The sequence below is a fragment of the Mesorhizobium sp. BR1-1-3 genome, from assembly GCF_020165455.1.
GTDB classification, from domain to species: domain Bacteria; phylum Pseudomonadota; class Alphaproteobacteria; order Rhizobiales; family Rhizobiaceae; genus Mesorhizobium; species Mesorhizobium ciceri.
Window position 1 is genome coordinate 166470 of record NZ_JAIUIC010000004.1, and the last position, 19625, is coordinate 186094.

Consider the following 19625-nt stretch of genomic DNA (forward strand, 5'->3'; position numbering starts at 1 on the left):
ACCTGTTCCGGCTGTCTAAGCGACCTCCTTCAACCGCTCGTCCCGTGGCAGCGCCTGCAACGCCGCCTGCAGCAATATGTCGGCCAGTCGCGCTGCCACCGGATCCAGTTCAGCATCCTTCTGGTGCAGCACCAACGCCATTTTGGGCAATGCAGGCAGCCCGGCAATCTCCGGCGTCATCGCGCTGACGCTGGCCGGCAGGCCGATGTCGGTGCGGATTGTCAGCCCCAGCCCCGCCGCCACGGCTGCCCAGATGCCGCCAAGGCTCGGGCTGGAAAAGGCCATCCGCCACGACAGGCCGGCGCGGTCGAGCGTTTCGGTTGCCACCGTGCGCAGAAGGCATGGCGCTTCGAGCGCCACCAGCGGCAGCGGCTCACTGTTGCGCAGGCTGGTCTCGATACGCTTTGCCGGCCCGATCCAGCGCATCGGCACATCGGCGACATGCTGGCTGTAGGGCAGCGTTTCGCCGCAGTGCCAGGCGAGCGCGATATCGAGGCTGCCTGACAGGACCCTTTCGGCAAGGTCGTGGCTGCGTGCGATCCTGGCTTCGATCTTCACCTTGGGGTGCGCCCGGGCAAATCGGCCGAGCACGTCCGGCAGCACCGCCTCGCCGAAATCTTCCTGCAAGCCGAGCCGTACCCAGCCTTCCAGCTCGACACCGTGGATGGCGGATGCCGCCTCGTCATTCAATTCGATCAGCCTGCGCGCATAGCCGAGCATGGTCTCGCCGGCCTCGGTCAAAGCGAGGCCCCGTCCTGATTTGCGGAAGATCGGCGTCGCCGCCTGTTCTTCCAGTTTCTTCAATTGCGCGCTGACCGCCGACGTCGACCGGCCAAGCCGATCAGCGGCCTTGGCAAAGCTACCCAGCTCCATGCCGGTGACGAAACTGCGCAGGACGTCGAGGTCGAATGTCACGCGTCGCATGTTGGAAGTCCCGATTTTCAGGATTGTAAGTTAAAAACTTCCTGATTTTCAGGACGAAATTATGGCGGTAGGGACGGATCGTCAAGGCCGAACCGCTGGCCAGCACGGGAAATGAAGTCATGTCCGCCATTGTCAATTGCACCGACCGGCAGCCGTCGGAACTTCTGGAAGATACCGGTTCCACCGGGAGGGTGTTCACGCCGGGCCATCGCTGGAAAGTCCTGGGCATCGGCGTTGCCGCCAATGCCGCCTTCTCGGCTACGTTCTCCGGCATCCCGGCGACGGCGGTCGTTCTTCGCCAGGGCTATCACCTAGGCAATGCCGAACTCGGTCTGGCGCTCGGCCTTCTCGGGCTTGGGGTCGCGCTCAGCGAACTGCCCTGGGGCTTGCTCACCGATCGCTGGGGCGACCGCCGCGTGCTGTTGATCGGGCTCGGCGCGACGGCGGCGTGGCTCCTGGTCATGGCGATGCTGGTCGTGCCGACAAGGACCGGTACTCCCGATGTCACGCTGCTCTCCGCGAGCCTATTCATCACCGGATTGCTCGGCGGCAGCGTCAACGGTTCGAGCGGCCGCGCCATCATGGGCTGGTTCCGGGAAAACGAGCGCGGCTTCGCCATGAGCATCAGGCAGACGGCGGTGCCGCTTGGCGGCGGCCTTGGCGCGCTCGTGCTGCCCTCGCTTGCGCTGGCTTTCGGCTTTGCCGCGGTGTTCGGGGTCCTGGCGGGTGCATCCGCTCTGTCTGCCCTGTTCGCCTGGCGCTGGCTGCACGAGCCGCCGACGGCGGGCGAGGGCCATCCCGCTTCGGCTGTGGCCGGACCGGCGCCGCTGCGCAATCGCGACGTCTGGCGTATCGCGACCGCCATCGGCCTGCTCTGCTTTCCGCAGGTGGCCGTGCTCACCTTCGCCTCCGTATTCCTGCACGACTTCGTTGGGTTGGGAACGGCGGCAATCAGTGCCAGCCTCGCCGCGGTGCAGATCGGCGCCATGGTCATGCGCATCTGGAGCGGCCGCTTCACCGACCGTCACGGCAACCGCCGCCAATTTCTTCGCCTGTGCAGCGCGTTCAGCGCCCTTGCCTTCGCCATGCTTTGGCTGCTGGTCCTGTTCGGCCCAACCATTCCGGGCGGCCAGCTCATCTGGTCGGCGGTTCTTCCGGTCGTGCTTATTGTCGCAGGCATCTCTGTCTCCGCCTGGCACGGCGTCGCCTACACCGAGCTTGCCACCCTTGCCGGCGCCGGCCATGTCGGAACCGCGCTCAGCCTTGCCAACACCTTTGTTTTCGTCGGCTTCTTCCTGGTGCCGGTGGCCATTCCGGGGCTCTTGCACCTCTGGTCCTGGTCCGGCGTCTGGCTGGCGGCCGCCATCTGCGCGCTGATCGCCCGGCCGATCTTCCTGCGTCCGGCCTGAATAGTCGGCCGCAAAATCGCCCGACTTCGCAACCACGACCTCGGGCCGACCGGGAAAACCCGATCGAATCCGTTAACGTCCCATCAAGGTTAATGCATCATTTTGCTCTCCAGTGGGGTCTGTAGCGTTCCTGGAGAGAGTTCCGTGCATCGACGTGTGTTGAAGCGGCTGGTTGCCGCCGCCGGTGAGAGAAAACGTGGCTTTCTGGGTCCGCTCGTCATCGGTTTCGGCATCTGGATCGGCTTTCCGACCGTCGCCGCCTATCAGGACATGACGAGCCTCGTTTCCGGCCTCGAAGCATCGAGCACGCGCTGGAATTCCTATGTCGAGAAATCCGTTGCCGGCTCGACCCATGCGGCTGAGATGCCCTTTGTCGATTCCGATGTCACCGGCTCCATTTCCGGATCGGGCGTCCACCTGGCCGGTGTCGGCAACGTGTCGTTTCGCGGCAAGGGCGGCAAGGTCAGCGCCACGCCCGATGAGGACCGCGTCGTGCGCGCCGAGAAGAAAGGGCGCATCGTCCAGATGTCTCCCGTCGCACCGCCAAAGAACTTCAACGCCGGCTCGATCTTCGAGCGCACCTCCTCCTTGCTCCGGCCCAGCATGGACAGCGGCCTGAAAATGGCTTTCGCCAAGCCGCAGATCAAAGGCAAGGAAATCCAGATCGCCGCCGCATTCCATGTGCGCGAGGACAAGAAGCCGGATCCCGGCATGCCGGCCATGCTGGCGGCGCTGGTCAACAACGACCATCCGGATGTGCTGGCCACCGCCTATGCGCAATCCGAGCCGGACTATGCCAAGGCATCGCCCTTCGAGGCCCTGCTTCAGGACGAGCAGCCCAATGAGGGCCGCTTCATTCCGCCGATGGCCAAGGGCGATCATTCGTGGATCCAGAACCCGCTGCCGGCGAGTGTCTTCTCCAAGAAGGAGCAGGCATGCCTTGCCAACGGAATCTATTTCGAGGCGAGGAGCGAATCCGTGCGCGGCCAGGCCGCTGTCGCCCAGGTCATCCTCAACCGCGTCCGCAATCCGACCTATCCGAATTCGATCTGCGGCGTTGTCTACCAGAACGACAGCTGGTTCAACCGTTGCCAGTTCTCCTTCGCCTGCGACGGCAGGAAGAAGCGCATCGATAGCCCAGCCGCCTACAAGACCGCCCAGGAGATCGCCATGGCCGTCACCGCCGGCAAGATCTTCATTCCGGAAGTCGGATCGTCGACCCACTACTATGCCCAATATGTCCATCCCGGCTGGGCGCGCACGATGCAGAAGATGACCAAGATCGGTCTGCATATCTTCTATCGGACCTATGGCGGCGGCTGGAGCTGAGTGCGGAGCAGCCGCTGATCCTTGATGTGGCGCGCAGCCGATCAAAGAGCCATTGCGCGGGGGATTCGCGCCATGCATCCTCGTCATCCTGGCGGGCACGATGTCGCACCTTCGTAATTCATTGATTTTATTGCCTAAAATACATGGCAATGAACTTCCGCCCGTGGCTTGACGGGCGCAAACCCTCTAACTATGTTGCCGGCGACTTTAGAAGCGGACGGACGGTGACGGTCTGACCGGGCAGGGGGGTTGCGATGGCCGACAAGAATGGGCCAGACGGAACCGGAGAAACCGGCCGCGGCAATCAGCATGAACCCGACATCCGCGACGACGATCTTGAGCGCCGCCGCCGCGACCTTGAAGCTTCGCTTGCGACAAGGCGGCCGGGCCGGCTCGAGGGGAAAGACGACGCGAAAGCGGGCAGTGTGGCCGGTTATGGTCAGGCGCTCAAACTCTCCAGCGAGTTTATCGCCGGGGTGGTGGTGGGTGCCGGCATCGGCTGGGTCATCGACCGTTTGGCGGGGACATCGCCATGGGGTCTGATCGTGTTTCTGCTGCTTGGTTTTGGCGCCGGAGTGCTCAATGTGATGCGTTCCGCCGGCGTCGTGGCAGAATTTGGACAGGGCGATAAATCGCGCCGTGGCCAAGACGACAAGAAATGACCGCGCACCATGTGCGGTAATGGTAACGAGGCCGTACGCGGCATTGACGGGGTTTGAACGTGGCAGCTGACAAGGTCGATCCGATCCACCAGTTCCATATCAACAAGCTGATTCCGATCGACATCGGCGGCTATGACCTGTCTTTCACCAATTCGGCGCTGTTCATGGTCGCAACCGTGATCGTCGCGGCTGGATTCCTGTTTCTCACGACGTCGAGCCGCAGCCTGGTTCCCGGGCGACTTCAGTCGGTCTCCGAGATGGCGTACGAGTTTGTCGGCAACATGTTGCGCGACGCCGCCGGCACGCAGGGCATGAAGTTCTTCCCTCTCGTGTTCTCGCTGTTCATGTTCGTGCTCGTCGCCAATCTGCTTGGCCTGTTCCCCTATTTCTTCACCGTCACCAGCCACATCATCGTCACCTTCGGCCTTGCCGTGCTGGTGATCGCAACCGTGGTCGTCTACGGCTTCATGAAGCATGGTCTTGGCTTCCTGAAACTGTTCGTGCCGCACGGCGTGCCGGTCTTCCTGCTGCCTCTCGTGGTGCTGATCGAAGTGATCTCCTTCGTGTCGCGCCCGGTCAGCCTCTCGGTTCGTCTGTTCGCCAACATGCTCGCCGGCCACATCACGCTGAAGGTGTTCTCCGGCTTCGTCGTCAGCCTGAGCGCGCTCGGCGCGGTTGGCGTCGCCGGCTCGATCCTGCCTCTGGCGATGGCGGTGGCGCTGACGGCACTGGAACTGCTGGTCGCCTTCCTGCAGGCCTACGTCTTTGCCGTGTTGACCTGCATGTATCTCAACGACGCCCTGCATCCAGGGCACTAGGTCCAAAAGTTTCCGGCCCAAAGATTTCCAACATTGGCGCCGGATGGAATCGCAACGGAATTTTAGATCCAAAGGAGTTGAACAAATGGACGCAGAAGCAGCAAAGTACATCGGCGCCGGCATCGCTTGCCTGGGCATGGGTGGCGCGGGCATTGGCCTCGGCAACATCTTCGGCAGCTACCTGGCGGGCGCACTGCGCAACCCGTCGGCCGCCGATGGCCAGTTCGGCCGTCTGATCTTCGGCTTTGCCGTGACCGAAGCTCTGGGCATCTTCTCGCTTCTCATCGCGCTTCTGGCCCTGTTCGGCTGAGCACTCGGGAAGATTGGACAGGCCGGCCGCGCAAGCGGCGGGCCTGAATTTCGGGGATAGTCCATGTTCGTGACATCTGCCTTTGCGCAAGAGTCCGCGCCATCAGCCGATACCAGCCACGCTGCGACGGAAGGCGACACGCATTCCGGCACCAGCGTGCCTGCTGAAGCGCATGGCACGTTTCCGCCATTCGATCCGGCGACGTTCCCGTCGCAGCTTCTGTGGCTGGCGATCACCTTCGGGCTGTTCTATCTCTTCCTGAAGCGGGTGGTGATGCCGCGCGTCGGCGGCATCATCGATGTCCGCAACGATCGCATCACGCAGGACCTCGACCAGGCGGCCAGGTTGAAGGGCGAGGCCGACGCCGCCGTTGCTGCCTACGAGCAGGAACTGGCGGAAGCCAAGACCAAGGCCAACGCGATCGGCCAGCAGGCCAACGACGCTGCCAAGGCCGAGGCCGACACCGCTCGCAAGAAGGTCGAGGCCGCGCTCGACGCGAAGCTTGGCGAAGCCGAAGCCCGCATTTCTTCCATCAAGGCCAATGCCATGAAGGAAGTCGGCAGCATCGCCGAGGACACCGCTTCGGCGATCGTCGAGGCTCTGGTTGGCGGCAAGGCCAGCAAGGCCGAGATCGCGGCCGCGGTCAAATCCGTGGCCCGGTGAGGAGCGCATCATGGATTACACATCTCTCGCGACGCTCTGGGCCACGATAGCCCTGATCATCTTCCTCGGCGTTGCCGTCTACATCAAGGTGCCTGGCATGATCGCCAAGGCGCTCGACGCCCGTGCCGCCAGGATCAGCAATGAACTGGACGAAGCGCGCCGGCTGCGCGAGGAGGCCCAGCAGCTGCTCGGCCAGTACCAGCGCAAGCGCAAGGAAGCCGAGCAGGAGGCCGCCGACATCGTCGCTGCCGCCAAGCGCGAAGCCGACATGCTTGCCGCCGACGCGCATAAGAAGACCGAGGACTATGTCGTCAGGCGCACCGCGCTTGCCGAACAGAAGATCGGTCAGGCCGAGCGTGATGCCATCAGCGAAGTGCGCGCCAGCGCCGTCGACATCGCCGTCGAGGCAGCACGCGCGCTGCTTGCCGGCAAGATCGACGCCAAGGCCGGTGCAGATCTGTTCAAGGCTTCGCTCGCGGACGTGAAGTCGAAGCTGAATTAGGCGGTTCGTCTAGCCAGTCATCGAAAGCCGCCCGGGCAACCCGGCGGCTTTTTTGTTGCGGCGCTGAAGCTGCCAATCTCCCCCCTCGTGGGGGAGATGCCCGGCAGGGCAGAGGGGGGCGTGAAGGAACGCTAACCTTTGTTGTCCTAAGGTCTATCGGGACAAGCCTGAGGGCATAACTGCAATCGATTGAGAGGCCGGCGGGACAGCGCCCCCCTCTCTCCTACCGGACATCTCCCCCACAAGGGGGAGATTGGCTTGTCGTCGTCGTCGCTCAATCCAGCCCGGCGAAGCTCTCTTCTTCCACCACGTCCACCTCGGCCCCACCCAGCCGGAATGGCGCAAACGACACGCGGTGCAGCCGCGCCACCGGGCCATGCGCTTCGATCGCGGTGCGATGGCGAACCGTGGCGTAGCCCATATGGACTTCGAACCCGTAGCGGTCGTGATGGTTGCCGCAGCCGCACATCATGCGGTCGCGCATCACCTTGGCGACGATCGAGGCGGCGGCGATCGACTGCGAACGCTGGTCGCCCTTGATCAGCGCGCGCCCTTCACAAGGCAGTCCCGGCGGCACGTTGCGTCCATCGGCAAGCGCAAGCTTCGGCCGGATCGACAGCCCTACCAGCGCGCGCCGCATGGCTTCCAGGCTTGCCTTGAGGATGTTGCTGCCGTCGATGCCCTCGGCGCTGATGGAGGCCATCGAGACCGCCTGTGCGGAGCCGAGAATGCGCAGGAACAGGGCCTCACGCTGTAAATGGCTGAGGCGTTTGGAATCGTCGAGGCCGTCGGGAATGTTGGCGGGATCGAGCACCACCGCTGCGGCGACCACCGGCCCGGCCAGGGGGCCGCGGCCTGCCTCGTCCATCCCGGCGACCGGCCACAGGCCCTCCGCCATCGCCTTCGTCTCGAAGGAGAAGTCGGGCTTCTCGATGATCTCAAAGAGAGGCGGAGAATCAGAACGCGCGCGAGCCATGTTGCGGCGAGGTTCGCATCGGCTCCGATTCTCCGCAAGTCCCTCCGGGTCGGGTGGGGCGCCGGACCGGGAGGGCACCGTCTGCAGGCCGGGGCAGGCCGGACGGGATTCTTGGTGCGCGACGGATCAAACCATCGCGACGAATTGTCTCTTCAAAGCAGCGTCAGTTGCACCTGGTCTTTCCCGGCGGCAACGAACTGATCGGTCCGCAGCGTGCGCCGTTCGGCATTGAGACCAAGCCGCTTGGCTGTGATCTCGAAGCGCCGGCCGATCTGCCAGGCATAGGGACCGGCGCCCTTCATGCGCTTGCCCCATTCCGAATCGTAGTCCTTGCCGTCACGCATGGAGCGGACAAGCGACATCACATGGCGGTAACGGTCGGGATAATGGCGCAGCAGCCAGTCCTTGAAGATCGGGCTGACCTCCAGTGGCAGCCGCAGGATCACATAACCCGCCTCGCGCGCGCCGGCCGCACGTGCCGAATCGAGGATGCGTTCCATCTCCGGATCGGTCAGGCCCGGAATGATCGGCGCCACCATGACCGACGCCGGAATGCCGGCATCCGAAAGCTGCCGGATCGCTTCCAGCCGCTTGGTCGGCGTCGACGCGCGCGGCTCCATGGTGCGCGCCAGCATGCGGTCGAGCGTCGTCACCGACAGCGCCACCTTGGCGAGCCCTCGTTCGGCCATGCGCGACAGGATATCGATATCGCGCGTCACCAGGGCGGACTTTGTCACGATGCCGACCGGATGGCCGCGCGCTTCCAGCACTTCGAGGATTTCGCGCATGATCCGGTATTGCTTCTCGATCGGCTGGTAGGGGTCGGTGTTGGTGCCGATGGCGATGGTGCGCGGCTGATAGCTGTCCTTCGAAAGCTCCTTGTCGAGCAAGCGCGCCGCATCAGGTTTGGCAAACAGCTTCGATTCGAAATCCAGACCCGGCGACAGGCCCATGAACGCGTGCGTCGGGCGGGCAAAGCAATAGACGCAGCCATGCTCGCAGCCGCGATAAGGGTTGATGGAACGGTCGAAGGAAATGTCGGGCGATTCGTTGCGGGTGATGATGGTGCGCGGCTTCTCGACCTGCACTTCGGTCTTGAAGGGGGGCAGTTCTTCCAGCGAATTCCAGCCATCGTCGAACACGTGCCGGCTGACTGGCTCGAATCGGCCGGACGGGTTGATGCCGGCCGACCTGCCGCGGTTGCGGTCCGGGCGGACACGCATGCCGCTCTGCTCGACCATCGCATTGGCCATCTCGGCTCTTCCTGCTCCGAAAGCTGCAATGTCGGCGCGCACGATCTGTTCCATTTTCGCCCGCTCCCAGGGACTGTCCGTGTTGTGTCGAATCGCTCTGTTCATGAAATTATTCCTATTTCGTCGATGAGAACAAAGCAAGAACTTTCTATGGTGCGATGCAAAACTGGCGCTGTGCGGCGCTTTCCGCTATTCGGCTAAGGATGCTCAGTGTTCTCATCGAAACCCGCAATGACGAGGAGGGCCTCGCCCGCACGCTCGCCTCGCTGATTGGCGGCGCGGTCGAAGGCGTGGTGCGTGAAGTCATCGTCTGCGACACAGGCTCCACCGACCAGACGCATCGTGTGGCCGAGCATGCCGGCTGTCAGTACGTGACCGGCGGTGTCGCTGCCGGCATCCGCCAGGCCAAGGGGGATTGGTTGCTGCTCCTGGAACCGGGCGCGCGGTTGGTGGAGGGCTGGATCGATGAGGTTGTCGCGCATACGGCCAGGCAGACCATGGCCGCACGGTTTTCGCGCACGCGGGCCAGCCGCACGCCATTCCTGGCACGGGTCTTTTCGGGAAACCGCGCCCTGGCCGACGGATTGCTGATCAGCAAGCGTCAGGCGGCGGCCGCGGCCAAGAGTGCCGGCAGTGCTGAGGCCATCGCCCGCGGCCTCGCAACGAAGCGGCTCGACGCCGAGATCTGGATGGCGCCCGCCAAGCAGGAACGCCGCTCCTCGACATGATTTTTTGCAGTTGCTCAGGCCATTGTGCATTGCACAAAATCTGACGCGGGGTTAGCTTCCGTTCAAGCGGGAATTGGGTTTGGGACATGCCGAGTGGCGAGCACCGATGCGGCATCGGTGGTGCTCTCATAGCCGAGGACCCAATGAAGCTTTCAACCCCCGACACATCCGGCGCGGCCAGTCTCGAGGCTATTGCGCGCGACGGCAGTCTGTTGCGACGCATCGCGGTGCGCATTCCGACCTATCTCAAGGACCTGCGCGAAAACCCCGCCTGGCTGCCGATGTTCGTGCTGGCGCGCACAATGCCTGGACGCCGCATGCATTGGCTGGGCGCAAAACGCGCCCGCCCGGTCGCCAATGCCGGGGATACGATGTTTGCCGGTGTCGAACGGGGAGCGGTCGTCGATGCGTTGTGCTTCGACGGGCTGTTCTCAGGCTTGGTCCTGCCGCCTGATATCCATGAAGAGATCGCCGACTTCGCCGGGCGCACGCCTTGCTTCGGCAATTTCGACCGCCGTCTCGAATTCATGCCGGGGGAACATGCCGAGGCCGAGAAACGCCTTGGCCGCTCGCTGCTCAGCGGGCATTTTTTCGAGCGCATCCTCGACTGCCCGGCGGCGCTTGCCATCCAGCGCGATCCGCTGCTTCTGGATATTGCCGCGCACTATCTCGGCGGCCAGGCAAAACTGATCACGACGCGCGTCTGGTGGAGTTTTCCAACCGGTGCCGCTTCGGACGCCGACAAGAACCTCGCCTCGCTCGGCAAGTATCATTTCGACCTCGATGATTGGCGCATGCTGAAATTCTTCTTCTACCTCAAGCCGGTCGACGCCGACACCGGTCCGCATGTCTATGTCAGGGGCAGCCACAAGCGCCGCAGCCTCAAGCACCAGCTCACGCTTCTGGTTGGCCACCCCGCGCAACAGGTCCTGGATGTCTATGGCGAGCAGAGCCCGGTGACGCTGACCGGCGAGGCCGGTCTCGGGTTCGTCGAGGACCCCTTTGGCTTCCATATGGGCACCGTGCCGGCACGCACGCCCCGACTGATGATGGAAGTCGGCTTCGGCGTCTCGCCGCCGTCGCGCCGGCGGTTTCATGGCGAGCCGGTCATCCGCTGAGAGCGACGCTTGCCTCGGCTTTACGGAGCTGATTTGCCGCGCCGCAAATGCTCGTCCAGGCGCGGCATGATCTCGACGAAGTTGCACGGCATATGCCGGTAGTCGAGCTGTGCCTTCAGGATGCCGTCCCACGCGTCCTTGCAGGCGCCTGGCGAACCCGGCAGCACGAAGACGAAGGTGGCGTTAACGACGCCGCCGGTCGCCCGGCTCTGGATCGTCGAGGTGCCGATCTTGTCGTAGGAGATCCGGTGGAACACTTCCGAAAAGCCATCCATGCGTTTTTCGAAGATCGGCTCCAGCGCGTCCGGCGTCACGTCACGGCCGGTGAAACCGGTGCCGCCGGTGGTGATGACGACATCGATATTCTTGTCTCGCGACCACGCCAGAACCGTGTCGCGGATTTTTTCCCGATCGTCGGTGACGATATCGCGGGCCGCCAGCATATGGCCGGCCTCGGTGATGCGGTCGGCCAGCGTCTGGCCGGATTTGTCGTCGGCGAGGCTGCGCGTATCTGAAACGGTCAGCACCGCGATGCGCACGGGAATGAAGGAGCGGCTCTCGTCAATTCTGGCCATCCGATCCCTCCGATGCGATGCTGCGCGTCGCCGCGACGAACCAGTCGGGCTGGCGGCCGCGGATTTCGGCGGCGGCGCGCTTGGCGACATTGCCGGTCTCGAACAGGCCGAAGCAGGTGGCGCCGGACCCGGACATCCGTGAAAAACCCGATCCGGCCTTGTTCAGCCAGGAAAGCGCCCTGCCGATAGCCGGCTGCATCGCCAGCGCGGCGGGCTCGAGATCGTTGCGGGTGATCTCCAGCCAGTTGCGCAGGCTATGAAAATCGATGCTGCGCGGCAGCGGCGGCAAGGCCTCGTTGTCGCGCCGGGAAAGCGCCGCAAAGACGTCCGCCGTCGAGACCGGGGTGCCCGGATTGACCAGCACCAGGCCAAGCGCCGAAAAATCCGGCACCATCGACAGTTCATCTCCGATGCCGCGCGCGACCAGCGGCTTTGCCGCCAGGCACATCGGCACATCGGCGCCGAGCGAAATGCCGATCCGCGCCAGCTCAGCGTCGTCTATATCCAGGCCCCATGTCTCCACCAGCCCGCGCAGCACGGTCGCCGCGTCGCTCGAACCGCCGCCGACGCCGGAGGCGACCGGCAGGTTCTTTTCCAGCCGGATAGCGACCGGCGGTGTTCTCTCGTGCCCGACCGCCTGTCGCAGGGCATCGCGCGCCCTAGGCACCAGATTGCTGGCGTCGAGAGGAACGGCCGGGGCGTAGCGGCCGGACACGGTAAATTCATCGATGTCGGCGGGCGCGATTGCGATCCTGTCGCCAAACCGCGTGAACACCGCCAGGCTTTCGATCCGATGATAGCCGTCAGGGCGCCTGCCGGTGACATGCAGCGCAAGATTGATCTTGGCGTGCGCGTGCCAGCTACGCGACCCGATGTCGGTGTCCACAATGGTCTGCGAAATGGTGCTCAGTCCTTGGCCAGCCGGTACTCGCCGGTCTTCGGATCCTTGACCAAAGTGCCCATCGCGCCGTTGGCCGTCTGCTTTTCGGTACGCCGCACCTTGGCGGTCACGCGTTCGGCTTCGCGGATGAAGGTGCGGTAGCCGAAATAGGCGGCGACGCCAACGACGGTGAAGAAAATGATCTGCGGCATACCAAAACTCCTCCCACGCTGGGCCGGCGAAGGTGGCCGGTCGGGTCGGTTAAGCTCTCATGCTAGACGCTTTTGCCGGGTTTTCAAAGCTCGAAGCGAGACCACAATGCGCGCTCTTCCGCCGCATCGATCAGGCCGCTGGCGGCAGCGCCTGCGATCTCGGGCGCTGAAAAGCCCTTGCTTGAGCCAAACAGGCCGAAGCGGCTGAGGAAACCGCGCGGTGTCGTGATCAGCCTGAGCTGGGTTTTCGCCCCGAAACGGGTCTTGAGCACCGTGCGCATGTCGCCGAGCGCATCGACCAGGCCGAGTTCAAGGCCCTTGATGCCGGTCCAGAACAGGCCGGTGAACAGGTCCGGGTCGTCTTTCAGTTTCGCGCCGCGCCGCTCCTTGACGAGGTCGATGAACGTGCCGTGCACCTCGAGCTGCAGCGCCTTCAGCCGCTCGACATCTTCCTTTTTCTCGGGCTTGAACGGGTCGAGCACCGCCTTGTTCTGGCCGGCGGTGTGGACACGTCGCTCGATGCCGATCTTCTTCATCAGTTCCGGGAAGCCGAACGAAGCCGAGACCACGCCGATCGACCCGACGATGGAGGATGGGTCGGCGAAGATCTCATCACCGGCAACCGCGATCATGTAGCCACCCGACGCTGCCACGTCTTCGACGAAGACCAGTACCTTTCTGTTCTTTTCCGTGGCCAGGTCACGGATGCGCTTGAAGATCAGCCGCGACTGCACCGGCGAGCCGCCGGGCGAATTGATCGAGATGGCGACTGCCGGGGCGTCGTAGGAAAACGCCTTCTCAATGAGGCCAGCGGTGGAGGCCAGCGACAGGCTCGGCCGGAACTGGCCACCGCCTGCCATGATGGTGCCGTGCAGCCGGATGACCGGAATGGTGACGACGGTGGAGCGCCAGGATTTCGGCAGCAGGCGGTTGATAAGGCGTTTCACGAGGGCGCGGTCTCCGGTCGATAGGTTGCAGGCATGTAGGGATTTCCCGGCCAACGGCAATGTGGCCAGGCAGAATAGCTCAATCTCCGAACAGCGAGGCGAGGCCGTTGGTGATCATTTCGCTGCGCTCGTCGGGGCCGTTGCCTGATTGCGCGTGCAGCATCAGGGGCGGGCGGATGGCAAGCTTTCCCCGTGTCCCGAGCGCTGCCCGCACAACGATGCGGATTGCCGCGGCGTCTGGGCGAGGGTGGACGGCGAGCATTTCGGCATCGCCGAAGCGCCCTGCGATCGCATCGAGAATGGCGCCGAGCTGTTCGGGGCGGGCGATGACGGCAAGCCCGCCGCGCGGCCTGACAACCGCCGCCGCACTGCGGATCCAGCTCTCGAACACCCCGTCCTCCATGACATGGGCCTCTTTTCTGAGGCGATCGGGGGAGGCGCGGTCCCGGGGGGCGTTGAAGGGCGGGTTCATGATGACGAAGTCGAAATCATTGTCGGCGAGGCCGGCGGCCGCCCGCGCCCGGCCCGATACGGTGACATCGGCGACCAGCACGGAGGCGCGATCGCTCAGATGGGCATTGCCGGGATGGGCAAGGGTGGCTGCCGCGAAGGCCGCCATTTCCGGCGCGCGTTCGACAAGCACCGCCTCAGCGGCCGGGCAGCGCGACAGCACCGCCAGGCCGGCGGCCCCGGCACCGGCACCGAAATCGGCGAGACGACCGGCAAGAGAGGACGGCACGGAGGCCGCCAGGATCATCGCATCCATGCCGGCGCGATGACCGCCTTGCTTGGGCTGCACCAGCCAGAACCGGCCGCGATGGAAAGCGTCGACCGTATGGGCCGGCGTGTCCGGGACAAGGGCGGCGGGCGCGGCGGACATTATCTTCCGCGGATTTCGTTGGCGATGCCGGCATCCCTGAGGATGCGCCGTGCCGCGTCGGCCTGGTCGGCGTCGACCATGACGCGCTTCTGCAAAAGACCGATCGACCCTTCGAGAATGCTCATATTCTGGTCGGCGACAAAGCAGGCAATGCCGGCGTCGCGCATCAGCGATTCGACAAAGGAAATGATCACGGCATCGTTGGTGCGGACTAGTTCTATCATCGTACGAAACTCGCAGTTTGCGCTATTGATGTAAACGGGCAGGGGATTCCGGGGCAGAGCCGTTCCCTTGGGGGTCGTTGACATTCTGTCGCCGCCGCCGCGCCAATTCGCCACTTGCCGTGCCCATGTCCGCCGCCCTAGAGTCCATACAGGGACTAAGGGTGCCGTCGCACGCTCTATACCAAGACGGGAGTGATTGTCGTGGGTGTCGTTCTCAACATCGAAAACGGGAAGCGGGAGCCCGCCTCCATCAAGGATCTGATCGATCTGACTGCCGCCGATATGGGGCGCGTCAATGAATTGATCCTGTCCAAGGCCGGCTCCGACGTCGAGATGATCCCGGAGGTCGCCAACCATCTGATCTCGTCCGGCGGCAAACGGCTGCGGCCGATGCTGACGCTGGCCGCAGCCCAGATGTTCGGCTATGCCGGCGAGGGCCACGTCAAGCTCGCCACCTCCGTCGAATTCATGCACACCGCGACGCTTCTGCACGACGATGTCGTCGACGAGAGCGGCATGCGCCGCGGCAAGAAGACCGCCCGCATGATCTGGGGCAACCAGGCAAGCGTGCTGGTCGGCGACTTCCTGCTCGGCCAGGCTTTCCGCATGATGGTCGATGTCGGCTCGCTCGAGGCGCTCGACATCCTGTCGAGTGCAGCCTCGATCATCGCCGAGGGCGAGGTCATGCAGCTTGCCGCCGCCAAGAACCTCGAAACCACCGAGGACGAGCATTTCGCCGTCATCAAGGCCAAGACCGCCGCACTTTTTTCGGCTGCTGCCGAGGTCGGCCCGGTCATCGCCCAGGCGACGCGCAACGATCGTGCGGCGCTGCGCTCCTATGGCATGAATCTCGGCCTGGCCTTCCAGCTGATCGACGACGCGCTGGACTATGGCGGCACCAGCAAGGATCTCGGCAAGAACGTCGGCGACGATTTCCGCGAGGGCAAGGTGACGCTTCCGGTCATTCTCGCCTATCGGCGCGGGACCAAGGCCGAGCGCACCTTCTGGAAGCGCGCCATCGAGGACAATGTCGCCGATGACGCCGGCTTGGAAAAGGCGACCGGCCTGATGACCCGCCACGGCGCCATTGCCGACACGATCGGGCGTGCGCGCCATTTCGGCGAGATTGCCCGCGACGCGCTGGCGCCGCTCGAAGCGACGCCGCAGAAATCGGCGCTGATCGACGTCATCGATTTCTGCATCAGCCGGGTCAACTAAAGGCTGGACTTTCGCGACGCTATCTCTGGCCTGCGCTAAGAGGAAGTTTAGGAATTCGGTCCCGCCGTCTCGACAAGCCGCCCTGCCGCAAATTATCTATAAAACATGGCAAAGGGCACAGACGACACCATCGCGGTGCGCATCAGCAAGGTTCTGGCGGACCGCATCATCTCCGGTGCGATCGAGCCGGGGGCCAGGCTTCGGCAGGATCATATCGCCGAGGAATTCCAAACCAGCCATGTTCCGGTGCGCGAGGCCTTCCGCCGCCTCGAGGCGCAAGGGCTGGCCATCGGCGAGCCGCGCCGCGGCGTGCGTGTGGCGTCTTTCGATCTGGGCGAGGTCAAGGAAGTCGCCGAAATGCGCGCCGCCCTTGAAGTGCTGGCGCTGCGCCACGCCGCGCCGCATCTGACATCGGCCATTCTCGATCTCGCCGAGGAGGCGACCAAGGCCGGCGACAAGTCCCGCGATGTCAGGTCGTGGGAGGAAGCCAACCGCGCCTTCCACCGCTTGATCCTCGCGCCATGCGGCATGCCGCGCCTGCTCGCCACCATCGACGATCTGCACGCGGCAAGCGCCCGTTTCCTGTTCGCGGCATGGCGCTCGGAGTGGGAGACACGCACCGATCAGGACCATCGCGCGATCCTCGCCGCCTTGCGGCAGGGAAACACCGAATCGGCGGCCGTCACACTGGGGCGGCATGTCCAATGGATTGGCCGCAAGCCGGTCCGGACGGCTTCCGGAACGACGCGCGAAGCCTTCGCCATCGTAGGCTAGACGGCCTCTGCCAAGCCAGGGCTTGCAATCTCCAGGGAAGTGTGGATTCGATAATAGATCGAAAACAGAAATTATCTATAATTTGCAATCGATCGAAGGAATCCCAATGACAGACGTCGCATTCTCGTCCAGCAAGCCGTCGTTCAGCCCGCTCCGGCTCCAGGATCGTTCTCTTGCCTGGCAGATTGGAGCCGTTGTGCTCGGCACCCTGTTCCTGGCGCTGTCATCCTACGTCGAAGTGCCGATGGTGCCGGTCCCGGTGACGATGCAGACCTTCGCCGTGACATTGGTCGGCGCGCTCTATGGCTGGCGGCTTGGCGCGCTCACCATCGCCGCCTGGCTGGTCGAGGGTGCGGTCGGCTTTCCCGTTCTGTCCGGAGGGGCAGCGGGTGCGGCGCATTTCGTCGGGCCGACGGCTGGCTATCTCTTCGCCTTCCCGCTTGTCGGCGCCCTCGTCGGCTGGCTGGCCGAACGCGGCTGGAACGGCAACAGAGTGGTGCTGGCATTTGTCGCCATGCTGCTTGGCAATCTTGCCTGCCTCGTGCTGGGCACAGCATGGCTTGCCGTCATGATTGGAGCCGAACAGGCCGTTACCTTCGGCTTCCTGCCGTTCATCGTCGGCGGCTTGCTCAAGTCGGCGCTGGGTGCCGCGACCCTCATGGCCCTTCCCGGCGGTAAGGCCAAGCCGGTCAATCCGTGACGATCAGGCTGCGCGCCCATCACCTCCTTTGCCTGCTCACCTATGTGGGCAAGGGATACAGCCCCGCCTTCACCGCCAATTATGATCGCGTAGCGGAGCGCCTGAGCCGGGGCGAGGACATCCTCCTCGTTTCCGGCCCGGACGATGTCTGCGCCCCGTTGCTCGACGAGCCGGAACCGCACTGCCTCAACGAGAGTGTCGTCGAGCGGGACCGGCTCGCCACGCAGGATGTGGGCGAGTTGCTGGCGCGGCCAATCCGCGTCGGCACCCGTCTTGATCTCGATGCTGCGATGCTGGGCCGGATGCGGCAGGCCTTTTCGGCTGGCCTTGTACGCAAGGCCTGCGGCGGCTGCGAATGGAACGAACTGTGCAGCACGATAGCGGCCGGCTGCTACAGCGACACGCTGGTGCAACGGTCTGCCTCGCCAGGCGAGGGCTGATATTGGCCCGAGCCTTAGCGGTCGAAGCGGAGCCTCAGCGTCGAATCTGTGATATATTCGGCGCCGCGTAGGGCCGTGGCCGAAATCCAAGATCGGAAACTGGTGCCCGCCGCCATGATTTGTTAATCGGGTGCCCGGATTGTGAATTCGAGGCGGATTGAAGCGCGACCCCAAAAAGGCCATGCTTTGCCTGGAAAGATCGAGTCTACGCCCATCCCGCTGACGCGGAGATGGCGCCTGGCTGAAAGGGATACGATGCGGCAAGGACGTGCGCGCTGGCTGACAAGGCTGGCAATTGTGACAGGCATGGCGATCTCGGCTTTGCCGGCCTATGCCAAGCAAACCACCGAACCGGTCAAGATCACGTCGTTTTCGGGCGCTTATCTGGCGGCCCGGATCGCCGAAGGCGATAACGACCTCGACAGCGCAATCGCCTACTACAAGCAAGCATTGGCCTTCGACCCGAGCGACACCGGCCTGCAGCAGAGCCTGATGCTGTCGCTGATCGCGCAAGGGCGCTTCGACGAATCCCTGGTCTATGCCGACAAGCTCAAGGAAGTGCCTGACGTCGAGCGTTTCTCTCGGCTGGCGCTCGCCGTCGATTCTTTCCACAAGAAGGATTTCACCAAGGCGCAGTACTGGCTCAAGCTGTCGCTGGAATCCGATCTCGACCGGCTGATCTCCGGGGTGATGTCCGGCTGGGCGCAGCAAGGCGCCGGCGAGCCTGCCGATGCGATGGCGTCAATCGACAAGCTGCAGGGGCCGGATTGGTTCGGCCTGTTCAAGTCGTTCCACCGCGCCCTGATCGCTGATGCATCCGGCATGCCCGAAAAGGCCGAGGCGATCTACGCCGCGACAATGCAGGATACCGCCGCCGGTGGTGCCGCTCCCGAAACCTGGATGCGCAATGCCCAGGCCTACGCCTCGTTCCTGGCCCGCAAGGGCGACAAGACCAAGGCGCTGTCGGTGCTCGACCAGGCCGAGGCGTTTTCGCCTGGCAAGCTGGAAATCGTCGCCTTGCGCGACCGAATTGCAAAAGGCGACAAGATTGCGCCCCTGGTGGCCGGCCCATCCGATGGCGGCTCCGAAATCCTGCTCGACCTCGCCACCGCGCTCAACCGTGGCGGCGGCGAGCCGTTCGTGCGCCTCTATCTGCAATATGCGCTTGCTTTGAAGCCTGATAGCGACGCTGCCCTTGTGCAACTCGCTGCCGTGTCCGAGCAATTGAAGGACGGCGAAGGCGCCATCGCGCTCTATCGCCGGATTCCCGCCGGTTCGCCGCTGAAGGAGCTTTCGGACCTGCAACTCGGCCTCAACCTTGCCGATCTCGACCGTCACGAAGAAGCGATCACTCATCTGAAGGCTTTCGTCGACGCCCATCCCAATGACATGCGCGCCTATCTGGCGCTCGGTGGCGTCTATTCCTCGAAGGAGGATTTCCGTTCGGCCGCCACACTCTACGACAAGGCTGTCGAGGCGCTGAAGACGCCGACCGCAGCCAACTGGAACATCTTCTACCAGCGCGGCATCGCCTATGAGCGCCTGAAGGAATGGCCCAAGGCCGAGCCGAACTTCCGCAAGGCGCTGGAACTGTTCCCCGACCAGCCGCAGGTGCTGAATTATCTCGGCTATTCCTGGGTCGACATGAACATGAATCTCAAGGAAGGGCTGGCGATGATTCAGAAGGCCGTCGACCTCAGGCCGAGCGACGGTTACATCGTCGATTCGCTGGGTTGGGCCTATTTCCGCCTCGGCAGGTTCGATGACGCGGTGCGCGAAATGGAACGCGCCGTGTCGCTGAAGCCGGAAGATCCGGTTCTCAACGACCACCTGGGCGATGCGTACTGGCGCGTCGGCCGCAAGCTGGAAGCCACCTTCCAGTGGAATCAGGCTCGCGACCTGAAGCCGGATCCCGATGTGCTGGCCAACTTGCAGCAGAAGCTGATGAAGGGCCTGCCGCCGATCGAATCCAACACGGCGCAGGAGACCCCGAAGGTCAAGCCGGAGCCGGTGCCCGCCCCGAAGGGATGAAGTCAGCCATTTGAATTCAACGCAAACGGGGCTCTTTTCAGGGTCCCGTTTT

General features: G+C 63.9%; 23 protein-coding genes. 14 read left to right on the top strand and 9 right to left on the bottom strand.

All coding sequences use genetic code 11. The annotated features are described in order from the left end of the window. Window positions 1-15: 15 nt before the first annotated feature. Window positions 16-924: a LysR substrate-binding domain-containing protein gene (locus LB559_RS10930; RefSeq protein ID WP_013532847.1), complete on the bottom strand. Its 909-nt coding sequence runs from the start codon at window positions 922-924 to the stop codon at window positions 16-18. A gap of 119 nt (window positions 925-1043) precedes the next feature. On the opposite strand from LB559_RS10930, the gene LB559_RS10935 reads away from it, so the two are divergent. The 7 genes from LB559_RS10935 to LB559_RS10965 all read left to right on the top strand — a co-directional run bounded on the left by LB559_RS10935 (window position 1044) and on the right by LB559_RS10965 (window position 6617). After that, on the top strand, window positions 1044-2333 hold the full coding sequence (locus tag LB559_RS10935) for an MFS transporter (RefSeq protein WP_224619719.1): 1290 nt from the start codon (window positions 1044-1046) through the stop codon (window positions 2331-2333). A 144-nt stretch (window positions 2334-2477) separates the two neighbouring features. Next, window positions 2478-3662 (top strand): cell wall hydrolase, encoded by a 1185-nt coding sequence (locus LB559_RS10940; protein ID WP_013532845.1) that lies wholly within the window; start codon window positions 2478-2480, stop codon window positions 3660-3662. Between the two features lie 254 nt (window positions 3663-3916). Continuing rightward, window positions 3917-4324: an AtpZ/AtpI family protein gene (locus tag LB559_RS10945; protein ID WP_013532844.1), complete on the top strand. Its 408-nt coding sequence runs from the start codon at window positions 3917-3919 to the stop codon at window positions 4322-4324. Between the two features lie 59 nt (window positions 4325-4383). Further along, window positions 4384-5142, top strand: a complete 759-nt coding sequence (locus LB559_RS10950; RefSeq protein ID WP_013532843.1) for a F0F1 ATP synthase subunit A — start codon at window positions 4384-4386, stop codon at window positions 5140-5142. Window positions 5143-5227: 85 nt separating this feature from the next. Then, on the top strand, window positions 5228-5452 hold the full coding sequence (locus LB559_RS10955) for a F0F1 ATP synthase subunit C (RefSeq protein WP_006206606.1): 225 nt from the start codon (window positions 5228-5230) through the stop codon (window positions 5450-5452). Between the two features lie 63 nt (window positions 5453-5515). Beyond that, complete coding sequence (locus LB559_RS10960; RefSeq protein WP_013532842.1) at window positions 5516-6115, top strand: F0F1 ATP synthase subunit B; 600 nt, start codon at window positions 5516-5518, stop codon at window positions 6113-6115. Between the two features lie 10 nt (window positions 6116-6125). Next, window positions 6126-6617 carry a F0F1 ATP synthase subunit B gene (locus LB559_RS10965; RefSeq protein WP_013532841.1) on the top strand — a complete coding sequence of 164 codons (492 nt, stop codon included), beginning with the start codon at window positions 6126-6128 and terminating at the stop codon, window positions 6615-6617. Window positions 6618-6891: 274 nt separating this feature from the next. Here LB559_RS10965 and LB559_RS10970 read toward each other — a convergent pair whose 3' ends face one another. Next, a complete protein-coding gene (locus LB559_RS10970) occupies window positions 6892-7593 on the bottom strand; it encodes a ribonuclease HII (RefSeq protein ID WP_224674048.1) in 702 nt (233 codons plus the stop codon). Between the two features lie 152 nt (window positions 7594-7745). Further along, a complete protein-coding gene (locus tag LB559_RS10975) occupies window positions 7746-8900 on the bottom strand; it encodes a PA0069 family radical SAM protein (protein WP_023808673.1) in 1155 nt (384 codons plus the stop codon). A 149-nt stretch (window positions 8901-9049) separates the two neighbouring features. Between LB559_RS10975 and LB559_RS10980 the strand changes: the two genes are divergently transcribed. After that, complete coding sequence (locus LB559_RS10980; protein WP_013532838.1) at window positions 9050-9574, top strand: glycosyltransferase; 525 nt, start codon at window positions 9050-9052, stop codon at window positions 9572-9574. Between the two features lie 143 nt (window positions 9575-9717). Next, window positions 9718-10692, top strand: a complete 975-nt coding sequence (locus LB559_RS10985; protein WP_224674049.1) for a hypothetical protein — start codon at window positions 9718-9720, stop codon at window positions 10690-10692. A 20-nt stretch (window positions 10693-10712) separates the two neighbouring features. On the opposite strand, the gene moaB is transcribed toward LB559_RS10985, so the two are convergent. From moaB to LB559_RS11015, 6 genes are all read right to left on the bottom strand, one after another. Further along, window positions 10713-11267: a molybdenum cofactor biosynthesis protein B gene (moaB, locus tag LB559_RS10990; protein ID WP_024502637.1), complete on the bottom strand. Its 555-nt coding sequence runs from the start codon at window positions 11265-11267 to the stop codon at window positions 10713-10715. Continuing rightward, complete coding sequence (locus tag LB559_RS10995) at window positions 11254-12153, bottom strand: 4-(cytidine 5'-diphospho)-2-C-methyl-D-erythritol kinase (RefSeq protein ID WP_224674050.1); 900 nt, start codon at window positions 12151-12153, stop codon at window positions 11254-11256. The genes moaB and LB559_RS10995 overlap by 14 nt, the downstream gene beginning before the upstream one ends. A gap of 20 nt (window positions 12154-12173) precedes the next feature. Further along, window positions 12174-12359 (bottom strand): membrane protein, encoded by a 186-nt coding sequence (locus tag LB559_RS11000; RefSeq protein ID WP_027164179.1) that lies wholly within the window; start codon window positions 12357-12359, stop codon window positions 12174-12176. An 83-nt stretch (window positions 12360-12442) separates the two neighbouring features. After that, a complete protein-coding gene (locus tag LB559_RS11005; RefSeq protein WP_027164178.1) occupies window positions 12443-13306 on the bottom strand; it encodes a S49 family peptidase in 864 nt (287 codons plus the stop codon). A 79-nt stretch (window positions 13307-13385) separates the two neighbouring features. After that, on the bottom strand, window positions 13386-14186 hold the full coding sequence (locus tag LB559_RS11010) for a tRNA1(Val) (adenine(37)-N6)-methyltransferase (protein ID WP_224674051.1): 801 nt from the start codon (window positions 14184-14186) through the stop codon (window positions 13386-13388). Further along, window positions 14186-14410 carry a DUF2007 domain-containing protein gene (locus LB559_RS11015; protein WP_027164177.1) on the bottom strand — a complete coding sequence of 75 codons (225 nt, stop codon included), beginning with the start codon at window positions 14408-14410 and terminating at the stop codon, window positions 14186-14188. Before LB559_RS11015 ends, LB559_RS11010 begins: the two co-directional genes overlap by 1 nt. A 201-nt stretch (window positions 14411-14611) precedes the next feature. Between LB559_RS11015 and LB559_RS11020 the strand changes: the two genes are divergently transcribed. From LB559_RS11020 to LB559_RS11040, 5 genes are all read left to right on the top strand, one after another. Further along, complete coding sequence (locus LB559_RS11020; RefSeq protein WP_013532830.1) at window positions 14612-15628, top strand: polyprenyl synthetase family protein; 1017 nt, start codon at window positions 14612-14614, stop codon at window positions 15626-15628. A gap of 105 nt (window positions 15629-15733) precedes the next feature. Continuing rightward, window positions 15734-16402, top strand: coding sequence for a GntR family transcriptional regulator (locus tag LB559_RS11025; RefSeq protein WP_027164176.1), 669 nt, complete (start codon window positions 15734-15736; stop codon window positions 16400-16402). 106 nt (window positions 16403-16508) lie between these two features. Further along, entirely contained in the window at window positions 16509-17102 is a 594-nt protein-coding gene (locus tag LB559_RS11030; protein WP_224674052.1) for a biotin transporter BioY, read from the top strand. Continuing rightward, window positions 17099-17542 carry a DUF1284 domain-containing protein gene (locus LB559_RS11035; protein ID WP_224674053.1) on the top strand — a complete coding sequence of 148 codons (444 nt, stop codon included), beginning with the start codon at window positions 17099-17101 and terminating at the stop codon, window positions 17540-17542. Before LB559_RS11030 ends, LB559_RS11035 begins: the two co-directional genes overlap by 4 nt. Before the next feature lie 255 nt (window positions 17543-17797). Then, the gene (locus tag LB559_RS11040) at window positions 17798-19573 is read left to right on the top strand and encodes a tetratricopeptide repeat protein (RefSeq protein ID WP_224674054.1); all 1776 of its coding nucleotides are present in this window, start codon (window positions 17798-17800) and stop codon (window positions 19571-19573) included. Window positions 19574-19625: the final 52 nt, after the last annotated feature.

Bases quoted from the DNA above. Each gene is read 5' to 3' on its own strand.
- LB559_RS10930 (WP_013532847.1), bottom strand. From the start codon at position 924: ATGCGACGCGTGACATTCGACCTCGACGTCCTGCGCAGTTTCGTCACC.
- LB559_RS10935 (WP_224619719.1), top strand. From the start codon at position 1,044: ATGTCCGCCATTGTCAATTGCACCGACCGGCAGCCGTCGGAACTTCTG.
- LB559_RS10945 (WP_013532844.1), top strand. From the start codon at position 3,917: ATGGCCGACAAGAATGGGCCAGACGGAACCGGAGAAACCGGCCGCGGC.
- LB559_RS10955 (WP_006206606.1), top strand. From the start codon at position 5,228: ATGGACGCAGAAGCAGCAAAGTACATCGGCGCCGGCATCGCTTGCCTG.
- LB559_RS10960 (WP_013532842.1), top strand. From the start codon at position 5,516: ATGTTCGTGACATCTGCCTTTGCGCAAGAGTCCGCGCCATCAGCCGAT.
- LB559_RS10965 (WP_013532841.1), top strand. From the start codon at position 6,126: ATGGATTACACATCTCTCGCGACGCTCTGGGCCACGATAGCCCTGATC.
- LB559_RS10970 (WP_224674048.1), bottom strand. From the start codon at position 7,593: ATGGCTCGCGCGCGTTCTGATTCTCCGCCTCTCTTTGAGATCATCGAG.
- LB559_RS10975 (WP_023808673.1), bottom strand. From the start codon at position 8,900: ATGGAACAGATCGTGCGCGCCGACATTGCAGCTTTCGGAGCAGGAAGA.
- LB559_RS10980 (WP_013532838.1), top strand. From the start codon at position 9,050: ATGCTCAGTGTTCTCATCGAAACCCGCAATGACGAGGAGGGCCTCGCC.
- LB559_RS10985 (WP_224674049.1), top strand. From the start codon at position 9,718: ATGAAGCTTTCAACCCCCGACACATCCGGCGCGGCCAGTCTCGAGGCT.
- moaB (WP_024502637.1), bottom strand. From the start codon at position 11,267: ATGGCCAGAATTGACGAGAGCCGCTCCTTCATTCCCGTGCGCATCGCG.
- LB559_RS11000 (WP_027164179.1), bottom strand. From the start codon at position 12,359: ATGCCGCAGATCATTTTCTTCACCGTCGTTGGCGTCGCCGCCTATTTC.
- LB559_RS11010 (WP_224674051.1), bottom strand. From the start codon at position 14,186: ATGTCCGCCGCGCCCGCCGCCCTTGTCCCGGACACGCCGGCCCATACG.
- LB559_RS11015 (WP_027164177.1), bottom strand. From the start codon at position 14,410: ATGATAGAACTAGTCCGCACCAACGATGCCGTGATCATTTCCTTTGTC.
- LB559_RS11025 (WP_027164176.1), top strand. From the start codon at position 15,734: ATGGCAAAGGGCACAGACGACACCATCGCGGTGCGCATCAGCAAGGTT.
- LB559_RS11030 (WP_224674052.1), top strand. From the start codon at position 16,509: ATGACAGACGTCGCATTCTCGTCCAGCAAGCCGTCGTTCAGCCCGCTC.
- LB559_RS11040 (WP_224674054.1), top strand. From the start codon at position 17,798: ATGCGGCAAGGACGTGCGCGCTGGCTGACAAGGCTGGCAATTGTGACA.